The following is a 14,792-nucleotide window of genomic DNA, read 5'->3' on the forward strand; positions in this document are numbered from 1 at the left end:
CCGCCTCAGCCGGCCTGCTTCACGCGCATGTACCATTCGACGAGCCGGCGAACCTGACGCTCGGTGTAGCCGCGCTCCACCATGCGTGCGACGAACTCGCCGTGCTTCTTCTCCGTCTCGCCGTCCTTCTTCGACCCGAAGGAGATGACCGGAAGCAGGTCCTCGACCTGGGAGAATATCCGCTTTTCGATCACATCGCGAATCTTCTCGTAGGAGGTCCAGGTCGGATTCTTGCCGGCGTTCTGGGCCCGCGACCGTAACGAGAATTTGACGACCTCGTTCCGGAAGTCCTTTGGATTGGCGATGCCGGCCGGCTTCTCGATCTTGGTCAATTCCTGGTTCAACAGTTCGCGATCCAGCAACTGGCCCGTGTCAGGATCCTTGAAGTCCTGATCCTCGATCCACGCATCCGCATAGTCAACGTAACGGTCGAAAAGGTTCTGGCCATAGTCGGTGTAGGATTCCAGGTACGCCTTCTGGATCTCGTTACCGATGAATTCGGCGTAGCGCGGCGCGAGTTCCGCCTTGATGAATTCGAGATAGCGTTTCTCGGTCTCCTCCGGCAGCTGCTCGCGGCGGATCGACTGCTCCAGCGCGTACATCAGGTGCACGGCGTCGGCGGCGACCTCCTGCGGGTCGTGGTTGAAGGTCGCAGCCAGGATCTTGAAGGCAAAGCGCGTGGAAACGCCGTCCATGCCCTCGTCGACGCCGGCGGCATCGCGGTATTCCTGGACGCTACGCGCCTTCGGATCGGATTCCTTCAGGCTCTCGCCGTCGTAAACCCGCATCTTGGCGAACACCGTGGAATTCTCGTGCTTGCGCAGGCGCGACATCACCGAGAACCGTGCCATCGTCTCCAGCGTCGAGGGCGCGCACGGCGCCGACGCCAGTTCGGAGCCCTGGATCAGCTTCTCGTAGATCTTCTGCTCTTCGGTGACCCGCAGCACGTACGGCACCTTGATCACGCAGATGCGGTCGATGAAGGCTTCGTTGTTCTTGTTGGCCTTGAAACTCGCCCACTCCGCCTCATTGGAGTGCGCGAGAATGACGCCGTTGAACGGGATCGCGCCGATGTTCTCGGTGCCGATGTAGTTGCCCTCCTGCGTCGCGGTGAGCAGCGGGTGCAGCATCTTGATCGGCGCCTTGAACATCTCGACGAATTCAAGGATGCCCTGGTTGGCGCGATTGAGGCCGCCCGAATAGCTGTAGGCGTCGGGATCGTTCTGCGCGTAGGTCTCGAGCTTGCGGATGTCGACCTTGCCGACCAGCGACGAGATGTCCTGGTTGTTCTCGTCGCCCGGCTCGGTCTTGGAGACCGCGATCTGGCGCAGCCGCGACGGCTGGATCTTGGCGACGCGGAATTGCGAGATGTCGCCGCCGAAGGCTTCCAGCCGCTTGTAGCACCACGGGCTCATCAGGCCGGTGAGGCGCCGTCGCGGAATGCCATACTTCTCCTCGAGCATCGGCCCGAGGTTATCCGGATCGAACAGGCTGAGCGGGCTCTCGAACACGGGTGAGAGTTCGTCGCCGGCCTTGAGCACATAGATGGGGTTCACTTCCATCAGCGACTTCAACCGCTCGGCGAGCGAGGACTTGCCGCCGCCGACCGGGCCGAGCAGATAGAGGATCTGCTTGCGCTCCTCCAGTCCTTGCGCCGCGTGGCGGAAGAAGCCGACGATGCGCTCGATGGTTTCTTCCATGCCGTAGAAGCCGGCGAAGGCCGGATAGGTGCGGATCGTGCGGTTCAAAAAAATACGGCCAAGGCGAGGGTCCTTGGCCGTGTCGATCGTCTGGGGATCACCGATCGCCGCTAGAAGTCGTTCGGCCGCGTTCGCGTATTTCATGGGATCGCTTCGACACGATTCCAAATATTCCGCCATCGACATGTCGTGCTGGCTTCTCGCCTCGAACGACCGAGCGAAAGCGTTGAACAGAGAATCGTTGTACATGATCCCTCTCCGCGTGAGTTCCGCTACAAGCTGAAACGAAAGCAGTTACCGGACCGTTCCTCAGGCCGTTTCGAATCAGCGTGAGCACATGACGATCATTGGACACCCGGGTGCCAACACGACGCAACGCACAACGTAGGCACTCCATGAGTTACGAACAGGCACATGCCTGTAATTTGTGCGAATCTCTATCTATATTGGCTCATTTCCAGAAAATGTCACTTGGTCGCAACATCCGGGCATTCCCGGGGCTCTGTCCATCCGGCAATGCAGCATAGCGATCCGGGAGCGGCGATCTTATGACACTTGTACGGCGAAGCTTTGGGAGCCGCGTTCATCTTCCTGCTGCAATGCGGTGTGCGCGCTGCTGGCGGCGTGACAGTCGCGACAGGCGCGCAGCAATGTATCAAAATCGGTCGCCAGGGCCTCCGAGCGGATGACGATGCAACCATCCCGCGCGCCCCGGGCCAGGGTGGGGATGGCGCACAGCTGGCGCCGCAATGCCGGCGACGGCGTCAGCACGATCGTCTTTTGGCCGCGGCATTCTTCAGCCGAAATCTCCGCGATCGACTCCCACGGCAGAAATTCATTGCCGATGCGGAGATCGCGGATGCCGTAGGGTGTGACGACCACCACCGCTCCTCGCTCGGCGGGAAGCATCCAGACCAGCCATCCGGTCACCAGGCCGAACACCATGACGCCGGCATAGCCGACCGTCGTGTCATAATTGCCGAGACCGTCCCATAAGTCGAAGGCAAGCCCCGCACTGAGCAGGGTCATGACAAAGCCCGCGGCGACCAGCAGCCGCAGCCGCGTCACGCATCGACTGATTTCGAGATCGCGGGATGCGTCGATGCTCACCGCGGACGCAACCGGTTGCTGGCTGTCGGCGACGACGACGGCCGAACCTTCATGATGGGCGTGCATGCTTTTCCCCCAAGCATGGCCATTCGCGGCCAAGCCACGACGCAACCGCGGATCGAATCCGCCGATGGCACTCCACGCAACCACTGGCTGACGAGGCGAGACGGCTGACGTTACGCAAAGCGACGTTACGCAAAGCGACGCTACGCAAAGCGACTTCGGCCGCGTTCTCCGGCCAAGTTTTACGCAACGCTGCCACTGTCGCCTGGATCGCCATGATCGCGACGGAGTTACACGTAGAGTATGACGCTCATACCCTTGATTGGTTCCCTCCCGGGAGCATGTACGCTACAGGATAGCGCGTCAGGACCGGCGCGGAAACCCCTCGCCCGCAGGCTTGGAGAGAAATAAGCATCATGAATCCCGTCAAAGAACTGGAAAAGCACGGACAAGCGGTCTGGCTGGACTTCCTGGCCCGTGGCTTCATCGCCAAGGGCGACCTGAAGCGGCTGATCGATACCGACGGCGTCAAGGGCGTCACCTCCAATCCGTCGATCTTCGAGAAGGCGATCGGCAGCTCCGACGAATATGACGCCTCGATCGGCAAGGCGCTGAAGCGCGGCGACCGGACCGTGGCCGACCTGTTCGAGGCGGTCGCAATCGAGGACATCCAGAATGCCGCCGACGTGCTGCGCCCGGTCTATGACCGCCTCGAGGGCCGGGACGGCTTCGTGAGCCTGGAAGTGTCGCCTTATCTGGCGATGGATACCGCCGCCACGGTCGCCGAGGCGCGGCGGCTCTGGAAGGACGTCGATCGCCAGAATCTGATGGTGAAGGTGCCGGCGACGCGCGAGGGCTTGCCGGCGATCGAACAGCTCATCGGCGAAGGCATCAGCATCAACATCACGCTGCTGTTCTCGAAGGCAGTCTATCTCGAGGTCGCCGAAGCCTATCTCGCCGGCCTCGAGAAATACGTCGCCGGCGGCGGCGATCCGTCGCATGTCGCGAGCGTGGCGAGCTTCTTCGTCAGCCGGATCGACAGCATGGTCGACAAGCAGCTCGACGAGAAGATCGCCCGCGCCAATGATCCATCGGAGAAGGAGCGGCTTGCTGCGCTGAAGGGCAAGGTCGCGATCGCCAATGCCAAGCTCGCCTACCGGGATTACAAGCGCCTGTTTACAGGTCCGCGCTGGGAGAAGCTCGCCGCCAAGGGCGCCAGGCCGCAGCGCATGCTGTGGGCCTCCACCGGCACCAAGAACAAGGACTACAGCGACGTCCTCTATGTCGAGGAACTGATCGGCCCCGACACCATCAACACCATGCCGCCGGCGACGCTGGACGCGTTCCGCGACCACGGCAAGCCGCGCGACAGCCTGGAAGAGGATGTCGATGACGCCAGGCGCGTGCTGGAGGAGCTGGAGCGCTCCGGCATCTCGCTCGATGCGATCACCGAGGAGCTGGTCAAGGACGGCGTCAAGCTGTTCGCCGATGCCGCCGACAAGCTCTACGGAGCGGTCGCGCACAAGCGCGCCACGGTGCTCGGGCCGGCGCTCGACCGCCAGCAGCTTTCGCTGGGCGACGGGCTCGGCAAGGCCGTCGCCAAGAGCACCGAGGAATGGCGTGCCACCGCCAAGATCCGCAGGCTCTGGCAGCGCGACAAATCGGTGTGGACCGGCACGGACGAGGACAAATGGCTCGGCTGGCTCGACAGCGCCGCCAAGGCCGACATTGCCGACTACGAGGATTATGCCGGCCGCGTGAAGGGCCAGAAATTCTCCGACGCCGTCGTGCTCGGCATGGGCGGATCGAGCCTCGGACCCGAGGTGCTGGCCGAGACCTTTGGCAAGAAGCCCGGCTTCCCGAAGCTGCACGTGCTCGACTCCACCGATCCCGCGCAGGTGCGGGCGATGGAGGGGAAGATCGACATCGCCAACACCGTCTTCATCGTCTCCAGCAAGTCCGGCGGCACCACCGAGCCGAACGCGATGAAGGACTATTTCCATGAGCAGGTCGCCAAGGCGGTCGGGACCAAGGTGAAGACCGGCCATCGCTTCATCGCCGTGACCGACGCCGGCTCGTCGCTGGAGAGGGCGGCGAAGAAGCTGAACTACGCCCGCGTCTTCCACGGCGAGCCCTCGATCGGCGGACGCTATTCGGTGCTCTCGCCGTTCGGGCTGGTGCCGGCGGCGACCGCCGGCATCGACGTCAAGACCTTCGTCAAGCATGCGCTCGCGATGGCCCGCTCCTGCGGGCCGGACGTGCCGCCATCCGAGAACCCGGGCGTGCAGCTCGGGCTCGCCATGGGCCTCGCCGGGCTCGAAGGCCGCGACAAGGTGACGATCCTGTCATCGAAGAAGATCGCCGATTTCGGCGCCTGGGCCGAGCAGCTCATCGCGGAATCGACCGGCAAGGAGGGCAAGGGCCTGATCCCGATCGAGGGCGAGCCGCCGGGCGATCCCTCGGTCTACGACAATGATCGCTTCTTCATCGACATCCGCATCGAGGGCGAAGCGGACGCCGCCCACGACTCCAAGCTTGCCGCGATCGAAGCGGCTGGCCATCCCGTGGTGCGCATCGTCATGAAGTCGATCGACCATCTCGGCCAGGAATTCTTCCGCTTCGAGATGGCCACGGCCGTGGCGGGCTCGATCCTCGGCATCAACCCGTTCGACCAGCCGGACGTGGAAGCGGCCAAGATCAAGACCCGCGAGCTCACCGCCGCGTTCGAGAAGACCGGCGCGTTGCCGGAAGAGCAGCCGGTGGTCAGCACGGATGAGGCCGATCTCTACACCGACGAGGCCAACGCGGCGGCGCTGCGCGCGGCCGGCGCCAACGGCGATCTCAGCTCCTGGCTGAAGGCGCATCTCTCGCGCTCGAACCATGGCGACTATGTCGCCCTGCTCGGCTACATCGCGCGTGACAAGGCGACGATCGACGCGCTCCAGGCCATGCGGTTAGAGGTGCGCGAGAAGCGGCATGTGGCGACCTGCGCCGAGTTCGGGCCGCGCTTCCTGCACTCGACGGGACAGGCCTACAAGGGCGGACCCGACAGCGGCGTGTTCCTCCAGATCACGGCCGACGATGCCAAGGATCTGCCGGTGCCGGGCCAGAAAGCCAGCTTTGGCGTCATCAAGGCGGCGCAGGCGCGGGGCGACTTCGACGTGCTCACCGAACGGGGCCGGCGTGCACTGCGTGTGCACCTGAAGGGCGGGCTCAAGAAGGGTCTCGCGGCCCTCAACGCGGCGCTTAACGAGGCGCTGAACTGAAGGAATAATGCAGATGCAACTCGGCATGATCGGCCTCGGCCGAATGGGCGGCAACATCGTTCGCCGCCTGATGCGCCAGGGACATTCGACCGTGGTCTACGACAAGGATACCAAGGCAGTCGCCGGCCTTGCTGCAGACGGCGCGGTCGGCTCGGCGACGCTGGAAGAGTTCGTCGCCAAGCTGGAGCGGCCACGCACGGCCTGGGTGATGCTGCCGGCAGGGCGCATCACCGAGACCACGATCGAGACGATCGCCGGCGTGATGCAGGCTGGCGACGTCATCATCGACGGCGGCAACACCTTCTGGCAGGACGACGTCCGCCGCGGCAAGGCGCTGAAGGAGCGCGGTATCCACTATGTCGATGTCGGCACCTCAGGCGGCGTCTGGGGACTCGACCGCGGCTATTGCATGATGATCGGCGGCGAGAAGCAGGTCGTCGACCGGCTCGATCCGATCTTTGCCGCGCTCGCGCCGGGCGCCGGCGACATTCCGCGCACCGAAGGACGCGAGGGGCGCGATCCCCGCATCGAGCAAGGCTATATCCATGCCGGCCCTGTCGGCGCCGGGCACTTCGTCAAGATGATCCACAACGGCATCGAATACGGGCTGATGCAGGCCTATGCCGAAGGTTTCGACATTCTCAAGAATGCCAATATCGAGGCTTTGCCGGCAGATCATCGCTACGATTTCGATCTCGCCGACATCGCCGAGGTGTGGCGGCGCGGCAGCGTGATCCCGTCCTGGCTGCTCGACCTCACCTCGACCGCACTCGCCGATAGCCCCCTTCTGTCGGAATATTCCGGCTTCGTGGAGGATTCCGGCGAAGGACGCTGGACCGTGAACGCCGCAATCGACGAGGCCGTGCCGGCCGAAGTTTTGACCGCGGCGCTCTACACACGTTTCCGTTCCCGCAAGGAACACACCTTCGCCGAAAAGATTCTCTCCGCGATGCGCGCCGGTTTCGGCGGCCACAAGGAGCCGAGGCAGCCGGGCGCCTCGAAACCAAAGTAACGAGTCAACCAAGCGAAGGCCGACAATTCGTGACAAAAGACCCGCAAGTAAAGCGCAAGCCGGAAAATTGCGCCTTCGTCATCTTTGGTGTCACCGGCGACCTCACCCATCGCCTGGTGATGCCATCGCTCTACAATCTCGCCGCCGAGCACCTGTTGCCGGAAAAATTCTGCGTCGTCGGCGTCGCCCGCAGGGGCCAGTCGGATGACGAGCTGCGCGACAGCCTGATGCAAGGCCTGCGCGAGTTCGCGACGCGGCCCGTGGACGACGACATCGCCAAGAAGCTGCTGGAATGCGTGACCTTCGTCGAGGCCGACGCAAAGGATCCGCCCTCCTTCGACCGCCTGCGCGCGCATCTGGATTCGCTGGAATGCGCGCAGGAGACCGGCGGCAACCGGCTGTTCTATCTGGCAACGCCGCCCGCCGCCTTCGCGCCGACCGCGCGCGAGCTCGGCCGCACCGAGATGATGAAGGAGAACGGCGCCTGGCGGCGGCTGGTCATCGAGAAGCCGTTCGGCACCGATCTCGCATCGGCCAAGGCGCTGAATGCCGAGCTGCTGAAGATCATGGACGAGCACCAGATCTACCGGATCGACCACTATCTCGGCAAGGAAACGGTGCAGAACATCCTGGTGTTGCGCTTTGCCAACGGCATGTTCGAGCCGATCTGGAATCGCAACCACATCGACCACATCCAGATCACGGTCGAGGAGAAGCTCGGCGTCGGGCATCGCGGCGGCTTTTACGATGCCACGGGCGCGTTGCGCGACATGGTGCCGAACCATCTGTTCCAGCTGATGTCGCTGGTGGCGATGGAGCCGCCGAGCCGTTTCGACGCGCATTCGGTGCGCTCCGAGAAGGCCGAGGTGCTCACGGCGATTCAGCGGCCGAGCCCGGAGGAAGCGCTGAGGAGCTCGGTGCGCGCGCAATATCTCGCGGGCCGCATCGGCGACGAGGAGATCCTGGACTATCGCAAGACCGCGGACGTCAAGCCGGGCAGCACCACCGAGACCTATGTCGCGCTGAAGCTGATGATCGACAATTGGCGCTGGGCCGGCGTGCCGTTCTATTTGCGCACGGGCAAGGCGCTGGCGCACAAGCGCACCGAGGTGGCGATCAAGTTCAAGCAGGCGCCGCTCTCGATGTTCTCAGGCACGGCGGTCGACCGCCTGTCGCAGAACTTTCTGACCATCGGCATCGCGCCGACCGAAACCATCGAGCTTCAGTTCAACGCCAAGATCCCGGGGCCGAGCGTCACGATCGACGGCGTCGAGATGAAATTCCGCTACGGCGACTATTTCCGGGCCGATCCCTCGACCGGCTACGAGACGCTGATCTACGACTGCATGATCGGCGACAACATCCTGTTCCAGCGCGCCGACGGCGTCGAGGCCGGCTGGGGGGCGGTGCAGCCGTTCCTGGACGCCTGGAAGAGCGCGGGCAACAACGGCATCGAGACCTATGAAGCCGGCAGCGACGGCCCCGGCTGCGCCGATGAACTGCTCCGGCGCGATGGGCGAAGCTGGCGGAAATACTCGTGATTGCCGCCGGCCAGCCGAAGCTGATCGTCGAAGCCGACGCCGAAGCTCTTGCCCGCGCCGCGGCCGAACGGGTGATGGCGCGGATCGCGGCCAATCCCGGACGGATCGCGATCTGTCTCACCGGCGGCTCCAGCCCGAAGAAGCTCTATCAACTGCTCGGCAGCGAGGCGTGGCGCGGCAGGATTCCATGGGACCGCGTGCACTGGTTCATCGGCGACGAGCGCTTCGTGCCCGAAAGCGATCCCCTCAACAACATGGCGGTCGCGCGCGCGGCGTTTCTCGACCGCCATGCGCCCGCCGGCCATATCCACCCGATTCCCACCACGGCCGACAATCCCGATGCCGGCGCTGAAGCCTATGCATACGAGCTGCAGGCCTTCTATGGCGCGGACGGGCTCGATCCGGGGCGCCCGCTGTTCGACCTCGTTCTGATGGGCGCGGGGCCGGACGGGCACACCGCCTCGCTATTTCCCGGTTATCCCGAGATCGAGGAGACCCGACGCTGGGTCGTCGGCGTCGCCAAAGCCAATGTCGCGCCGTTCGTGCCGCGGATCTCGCTCACCCTGCCCGTTCTGGCCTCCTGCCGCGAGATGCTGTTCGAGATTGCCGGGCACGACAAGCGGCCGATCTTGACGCGCCTCTTCAATGGCGAGAATCTGCCGGCCTTACGCGCGCGCTCGGATGGCGAGACCGTCTGGCTGGTCGATAGGGCCGCGCTTCCGGAGGAAATTCGTGGGCCGCGCTGAAGCACCTTGTGCATTGATCGTGATGGGCGTGTCGGGTTCGGGCAAGAGCACGGTTGCGAAGGCACTCGGCGAGCGGCTCGGCTGGCGTTTCGAGGACGGCGACAGCTTTCATCCCGCCGGCAATGTCGAGAAGATGCGGGCCGGCCATCCGCTCACCGACGAGGACCGCTGGCCCTGGCTCAACGCCATCGCCGACGAGATCGCGCTTGTGTGCGGACGCGGCGAGCACATCATCATCGCCTGCTCGGCGCTGAAGCACGCCTATCGCGACGTGCTGCTGCGCGGGCGCAGTGACGTCCGCTTCGTGTTCCTGAAGGGGACGAAAGAGCTGATCGCCGAGCGGCTCGCGCTGCGCAAGGGCCATTTCATGCCGCCCGGGCTGCTGACGAGCCAGTTCGAGACGCTGGAGCCGCCGGAAGCGGGCGAGCACGTCATCACCGTCTCGATCGACGAGACCGTCGAGGCGATCGTGGACGGCATCGTGCGGCAATTGAAACTGGGCGGCGCAATACCCAAGGTCCTGCCATGACGCAAGTCTCACTCGTGGTGTCCGACGTCGACGGCACGCTGCTGACCAAGGACAAGACGCTGACCGAGCGCGCGCGGAGCGCGGTGCAGCGGCTGCACCGGGCCGGCATCGGCTTCACCATCACCTCCAGCCGCCCTGCGATCGGCATGCGCTTCCTGATCGAGCCGCTGGCGCTGTGGCTGCCGGTCGGCCCCTTCAACGGCTCCTCGATCATCGATCCCGAGATGCGGCCGGTCGAGCAGCACCTGATTCCCGCGAGTGCGGCCGAGCGGTCCTTGCAGATCCTCCGCGACTACGGCGCCGACATCTGGCTGTTCACCACCGACAAATGGCTGATCGACAACCCCCGCGGCAGCTACGTCGCCCACGAGCAGCATACGATCCGCGCCGACCCCACCATCGTGTCCGATTTCTCACCGTACCTTTCGAGCGCCTGCAAGATCGTCGGCGCCAGTGCCGATGCCGCGGGGCTCGCGGCCTGCGAGAAAGCGATGCAGGAGGCGCTCGGCCGCGAAGCCACCGCGGTGCGCTCGCAGACCTATTATCTCGACATCACCCCGCCCGGCTTCGACAAGGGCACCTTCGTGCAGGCCATGGCCAAGCACCTCGACATTGCCACCGACGCGATCGCCACCATCGGCGACATGCAGAACGACCTCGCGATGTTCCGCGTCAGCGGCGTCTCGATCGCGATGGGCAACGCCGCCGACAACGTCAAGGACGAGGCGACGCATGTCACTGCGAGCAACGAGCAGGACGGTTTTGCCGAGGCGATGGAGATGATCTTGAAGTGGAACGGGGCTGGCTAGAAGCCTGGTGGCCCCAACTATCGCCTGTCGCACGGTATCCACCTCTCCCCGACGGGGAGAGGTCGGATTGCGCAGCAATCCGGGTGAGGGGCCGCAGCGGTCGGTGAGACTGAAACCCCTCACCCGGACCGCATCTTCGATGCGATCCGACCTCTCCCTACGGGAGAGGTGAAGGGCCAGCCGCGCCGATCTACTGCGACCGCTGCATCGCCGGCTTCTCGCTCTTCCGTCTTGCCGCCGAGAGATTATGCGCGGTGTTGATCAGGGCGATGTGGGTCAGCGCCTGCGGAAAGTTTCCGGTCTGGCGCCGCGTCTCGGAATCGTATTCCTCCGCCAGCAGTCCAACATCGTTCGCGACGCCGACCACGCGGTCGAATAATTCCTGCGCCTTGCCGAGGTTGCCCGACAGCACATAGGCATCGGCGAGCCAGAGGCTACAGGCCAGGAACGCGCCTTCGAGCGGCGGCTGCCCGGCAGGCAGCTCGCGCGGATCGTGTCGCAGCACGAAGCCGTCGCGCATCAGGCACTTCTCGACGGAAGCAATGGTGCTGTGGATGCGCGGATCCGATGGCGGCAGGAAGCCGACCGCCGGCAGCAGCAGCACGCTGGCATCGAGCAGTTTTGAGCCATAGGATTCGACGAAGGCGCCCGCCTTTGCGTCAAAACCCTTGTTGCAGACGTCGCGATGAATGGCCTCGCGCAGGGTGCGCCAATGCAGCAGCGGCGCCTTGAAGCCAAACGTCTCGGCGCTCTTGATGCCGCGGTCGAAGGCGACCCAGGTCATCACCTTGGAGAAGACATAATGCTTGGGCTGTCCGCGCCGCTCCCAGATACCATGGTCGGGCCGGTCCCAAACCTCGGCCAGATGATTGAGCACGGCGCATTCCAGCGCCCAGCTCTGCTCGTCGAGCTTGAGCTTGGCCATGCGCGACTGGTGGAGTGCGTCGATCAACTCGCCGTAGACGTCGAGCTGAAGCTGCGCATGCGCGGCGTTGCCGATGCGCACGGGCCGCGCGCCCTCGTAGCCCCTGAGCCAGCCCGCCTCCCATTCCAGCAGCCGCCGATGCCCCCAGATGCCGTACATGATCTGCATGTTCGCCGGCGAGCCGGCAGCGGCGCGCAGCAGCCAATTGTGCCAGGCCAAGGCTTCCTCGGTGTAGCCCGAGTTCATCAGCGCGAGCAGCGTGAAGGTGGCGTCGCGCAGCCAGCAGAAGCGGTAGTCCCAGTTCCTGCTGCCGCCGAGCTTTTCCGGCAGGGAGGTGGTGGGGGCCGCGACGATGCCGCCGGTCGGAGCGAAGGTCAGCGCCTTCAGCGTGATCAGCGCGCGCACGATCAGATCGTGATAGTCGCCGTCGCGGATGCAGCGGCTGCACCATTCCTGCCAAAATTTGTCGGTTTCCGCGAGCGCGAGCTCCGGGTCGATCGGCCCGGGTGGCGGCAGATGCGAGGGGCCGTAGGTCAGCACGAAGGGCACGGTCTCGCCCGCCTCGACCTCGAATTCGGCAATCGTCGTCAGGTCCTCGCCATGGGTCTCGACGGGTGTTCGCAGCACCGTCATGTCCTGGCCGCAGATTGCCAGCAGCGAATGATCCAGTCGCCGCACCCAGGGAATGTCGGCGCCGAAGCCGAAGCGGATGACGAGCTCCATCCGCATCTTCACGGTGCCGCTGACGCCTCGGACCAGCCGCACGATGTCCGAGGCCTTGCCGCGCGGCGGCATGAAGTCGATCAGCGCGACGGTGCCGCTCTTCGTCTCAAAACGCGTTTCGAGGATGAGGGTATTGCCGAGATAGCGCCGCGAGATTCGGAGCGCGTTCTCGCTCGGCGCGATCAGCCAGCGGCCGTTCTTGTGCGTGCCGAGGATGGCGGCAAAGCAGGCGTCGGAATCGAAGGCAGGCCAGCACAGCCAGTCGATCGAGCCGTTGCGCCCGACCAGCGCCGCGGTCTCGCAATCGCCGATCAGCGCATAGTCCTCGATCCTCTGAGACAATGTGGTGCAAGCCTAGCAATCCCGGCTGTCAACTCCCGCCGGGCAATGAACGTTCCCGCGTCGCGGCCGTCAAAGCCGCGAGATCGATCTTGGAGGCGATCTTGTCGAGCACAACAGGAAGGCGCTGGCGCCAGTTCGGATGCTCGTCGATCGTGCCGGGAATGTTGGGCTGGTCGATCACGCCGAGCAGGTCCTCCATGGACACCGCGAGCAGGCGCGAAGGCGTGCGCGACAGGAAGGCGAGCACGGAATAGAGGTCGTTGGCGCCGATGCCGTTCTGGCGCAGGATCTCGTCGAGCCTGCCGAGCGCGTCCCAGCGCGCCTGGTCGTTCTCGCCGGGATCGAGCCCGAGCGAGCGCTTCATCTTGAGATCGCTGAAGGAGCGCCAGCCGGCATAGGTGCACAGGTCATGCGTGTTCAGCGTCACCAGCGCATTGGGCCGGTAGTGGTCGACATTGCGGAAATGGCCGGCATCGTCGCGCTCGAACATCATGACGAGGTAGGACCAGATGCCGAAATCCTGCATGGTCTCGCGAAAGCCTTCCGGCACGGTGCCGAGGTCCTCGCCGATCACGATGCATTTGTGGGCTGCGCTCTCGCGCACCACGGCGGCGAGCAGCGCCTCGAACGGCATCTGCACATAGGCGCCGTTATCAGGCTTGAAGCCGCGCGGCACGAGATAAAGCCGCTTCAGCCCGAGCACGTGATCGAGCCTGATGGCGCCGGCATGGCGCATCGCCGCCGCCAGCATGTCGGCGAACGGCACGAAGGACTGCGCTTCTAGGCCGCCGGCATTGAAGCCGGCGAGGCCCCAGTCCTGGCCGACGGTGTTGAGCACGTCGGGCGGCGCGCCGACGGCGAGATGGCGGGAAATCGCCGTCTGCTCGTTCCAGGCATCGAAGCCATTGGACTGCACGCCGACGGCAACGTCGAGATAAAGCCCGACCCGCATGCCGAGCTGGCCGGCCAGTTCCTTGGCGGCATGCAGCTGGCTGTCGGCTGTCCATTGCACGAACTCGACGAACTCGACCTCGCGCTTATCAGGGCCATTGCGCAGCTCGGCGCATTTCGCCTCATCCGGCTGCTGCCATTCCGCCGGCCATTCCCACCAGGGCGCGGTGTAGCGATGGCGCAGCACCTCGAAGCAGGCAAAGCGGGACAACAGCGGCGTGCGGGCGGCGCGGAAGGCGTCAAACGCCTTGCGGCGCGCCTCGCTCGCGCTTTTCACGAAGCTGTTAAAGGCGGCGCGCAGGGCCAGCCATTTCAACGCCGCCATGTCGGTATAAGGGACGCGATCACCCTCGCGCAGACGGGCGGCCGTCGCGGCCGCGTCGGGCACGAGGTCTGCCGAGAATTCGGGAATCGCCTCGACGTCGATATAGAGCGGATTGAGAAACAGCCGGCTGTTCGGCGAATAGGGGCTGCAATCGGCCGGCTGGTCGTCGAACAACACGTGGAGCGGGTTGAGCCCGACACCGTCGGCCCCGAGCTGCTTGGCAAGCCGGACGAGACCGGCGAGGTCGGTGAAGTCGCCGATGCCCCAATTGCGGTCTGAACGGACGCTGTAGAGCTGCACGGCAAGCAGCCAGCCGCGATCGAAATCGCCGCCGAAGGCGCGCTCGGGCGCCACGATCATCGGCACCTCTTCGGTCACGCCTTCGGCATCGGTCAGCGTCAGGCGGTGATACCCAAGCGCCAGGCCCGCCGGCCAGGCGATCACGGGCTCGCGCGCCTCGCCTGTCGCGATCACATTGCCGTTGCCGAGGATCTTCCATTGCAGCGGTGGCGCGCCAATCGCCGCCAGTTCCGTGCGCGGATGTCCGAGCGCACGCACCACGACCGGCCCGCTGACGAAGCGGTAGACCCGCTTCTCCGGCAGGGCGTCGAGGATGGATTTGAGCGCCTCGGGCGCGGTGACCCGCAGCTTGCCGAGGGCATCGATGAATTCAGACTGAACGCCCTTGATCCGGGCTTGAGCTAAAAGATCCATTCGGCACGCAGCTTGCAGGCCATGGTTTGGCCAGGGGCATCGATTTTAACGAGGTCGCGGAAGAGGTTAGTCACGGGTAACTCGCAAACTGCGCTT

At 64.7% G+C, this 14,792-nt stretch carries 10 protein-coding genes; 6 read left to right on the top strand and 4 right to left on the bottom strand.

Annotated features, from left to right (window positions below; all coding sequences use genetic code 11):
* Positions 1-5: 5 nt before the first annotated feature.
* Together CVM73_RS10635 and CVM73_RS10640 are read right to left on the bottom strand one after the other, a co-directional pair.
* The gene (locus CVM73_RS10635; protein WP_100231962.1) at positions 6-1,949 is read right to left on the bottom strand and encodes a PrkA family serine protein kinase; all 1,944 of its coding nucleotides are present in this window, start codon (positions 1,947-1,949) and stop codon (positions 6-8) included.
* A 297-nt stretch (positions 1,950-2,246) separates the two neighbouring features.
* Entirely contained in the window at positions 2,247-2,876 is a 630-nt protein-coding gene (locus CVM73_RS10640; RefSeq protein WP_100231963.1) for an STM3941 family protein, read from the bottom strand.
* Positions 2,877-3,229: 353 nt separating this feature from the next.
* On the opposite strand from CVM73_RS10640, the gene CVM73_RS10645 reads away from it, so the two are divergent.
* From CVM73_RS10645 to CVM73_RS10670, 6 genes are read left to right on the top strand one after another with little or no spacing between them, the layout of a single operon-like run.
* Positions 3,230-6,079, top strand: coding sequence for a bifunctional transaldolase/phosoglucose isomerase (locus tag CVM73_RS10645; RefSeq protein WP_100231964.1), 2,850 nt, complete (start codon positions 3,230-3,232; stop codon positions 6,077-6,079).
* A gap of 13 nt (positions 6,080-6,092) precedes the next feature.
* Positions 6,093-7,091 (top strand): phosphogluconate dehydrogenase (NAD(+)-dependent, decarboxylating), encoded by a 999-nt coding sequence (gene gnd, locus CVM73_RS10650; RefSeq protein WP_100232151.1) that lies wholly within the window; start codon positions 6,093-6,095, stop codon positions 7,089-7,091.
* Between the two features lie 29 nt (positions 7,092-7,120).
* Positions 7,121-8,632, top strand: a complete 1,512-nt coding sequence (gene zwf / locus CVM73_RS10655; RefSeq protein WP_100231965.1) for a glucose-6-phosphate dehydrogenase — start codon at positions 7,121-7,123, stop codon at positions 8,630-8,632.
* Positions 8,629-9,378, top strand: coding sequence for a 6-phosphogluconolactonase (pgl, locus tag CVM73_RS10660; RefSeq protein WP_100231966.1), 750 nt, complete (start codon positions 8,629-8,631; stop codon positions 9,376-9,378). Before zwf ends, pgl begins: the two co-directional genes overlap by 4 nt.
* The gene (locus tag CVM73_RS10665; RefSeq protein WP_100231967.1) at positions 9,365-9,907 is read left to right on the top strand and encodes a gluconokinase; all 543 of its coding nucleotides are present in this window, start codon (positions 9,365-9,367) and stop codon (positions 9,905-9,907) included. Before pgl ends, CVM73_RS10665 begins: the two co-directional genes overlap by 14 nt.
* Positions 9,904-10,716: an HAD family hydrolase gene (locus CVM73_RS10670; RefSeq protein WP_100231968.1), complete on the top strand. Its 813-nt coding sequence runs from the start codon at positions 9,904-9,906 to the stop codon at positions 10,714-10,716. The genes CVM73_RS10665 and CVM73_RS10670 overlap by 4 nt, the downstream gene beginning before the upstream one ends.
* Before the next feature lie 190 nt (positions 10,717-10,906).
* On the opposite strand, the gene CVM73_RS10675 is transcribed toward CVM73_RS10670, so the two are convergent.
* Both CVM73_RS10675 and malQ read right to left on the bottom strand, forming a co-directional pair.
* The gene (locus tag CVM73_RS10675; protein ID WP_100231969.1) at positions 10,907-12,706 is read right to left on the bottom strand and encodes a glycoside hydrolase family 15 protein; all 1,800 of its coding nucleotides are present in this window, start codon (positions 12,704-12,706) and stop codon (positions 10,907-10,909) included.
* A gap of 28 nt (positions 12,707-12,734) precedes the next feature.
* Positions 12,735-14,696: a 4-alpha-glucanotransferase gene (gene malQ / locus CVM73_RS10680; protein ID WP_100231970.1), complete on the bottom strand. Its 1,962-nt coding sequence runs from the start codon at positions 14,694-14,696 to the stop codon at positions 12,735-12,737.
* Positions 14,697-14,792: the final 96 nt, after the last annotated feature.

The organism is Bradyrhizobium forestalis (genome assembly GCF_002795245.1).
In the GTDB taxonomy this organism is placed as follows: domain Bacteria; phylum Pseudomonadota; class Alphaproteobacteria; order Rhizobiales; family Xanthobacteraceae; genus Bradyrhizobium; species Bradyrhizobium forestalis.

Bases quoted from the DNA above. Each gene is read 5' to 3' on its own strand.
- CVM73_RS10670 (WP_100231968.1), top strand. From the start codon at position 9,904: ATGACGCAAGTCTCACTCGTGGTGTCCGACGTCGACGGCACGCTGCTG.
- CVM73_RS10645 (WP_100231964.1), top strand. From the start codon at position 3,230: ATGAATCCCGTCAAAGAACTGGAAAAGCACGGACAAGCGGTCTGGCTG.
- CVM73_RS10640 (WP_100231963.1), bottom strand. From the start codon at position 2,876: ATGCACGCCCATCATGAAGGTTCGGCCGTCGTCGTCGCCGACAGCCAG.
- malQ (WP_100231970.1), bottom strand. From the start codon at position 14,696: ATGGATCTTTTAGCTCAAGCCCGGATCAAGGGCGTTCAGTCTGAATTC.
- gnd (WP_100232151.1), top strand. From the start codon at position 6,093: ATGCAACTCGGCATGATCGGCCTCGGCCGAATGGGCGGCAACATCGTT.
- CVM73_RS10635 (WP_100231962.1), bottom strand. From the start codon at position 1,949: ATGTACAACGATTCTCTGTTCAACGCTTTCGCTCGGTCGTTCGAGGCG.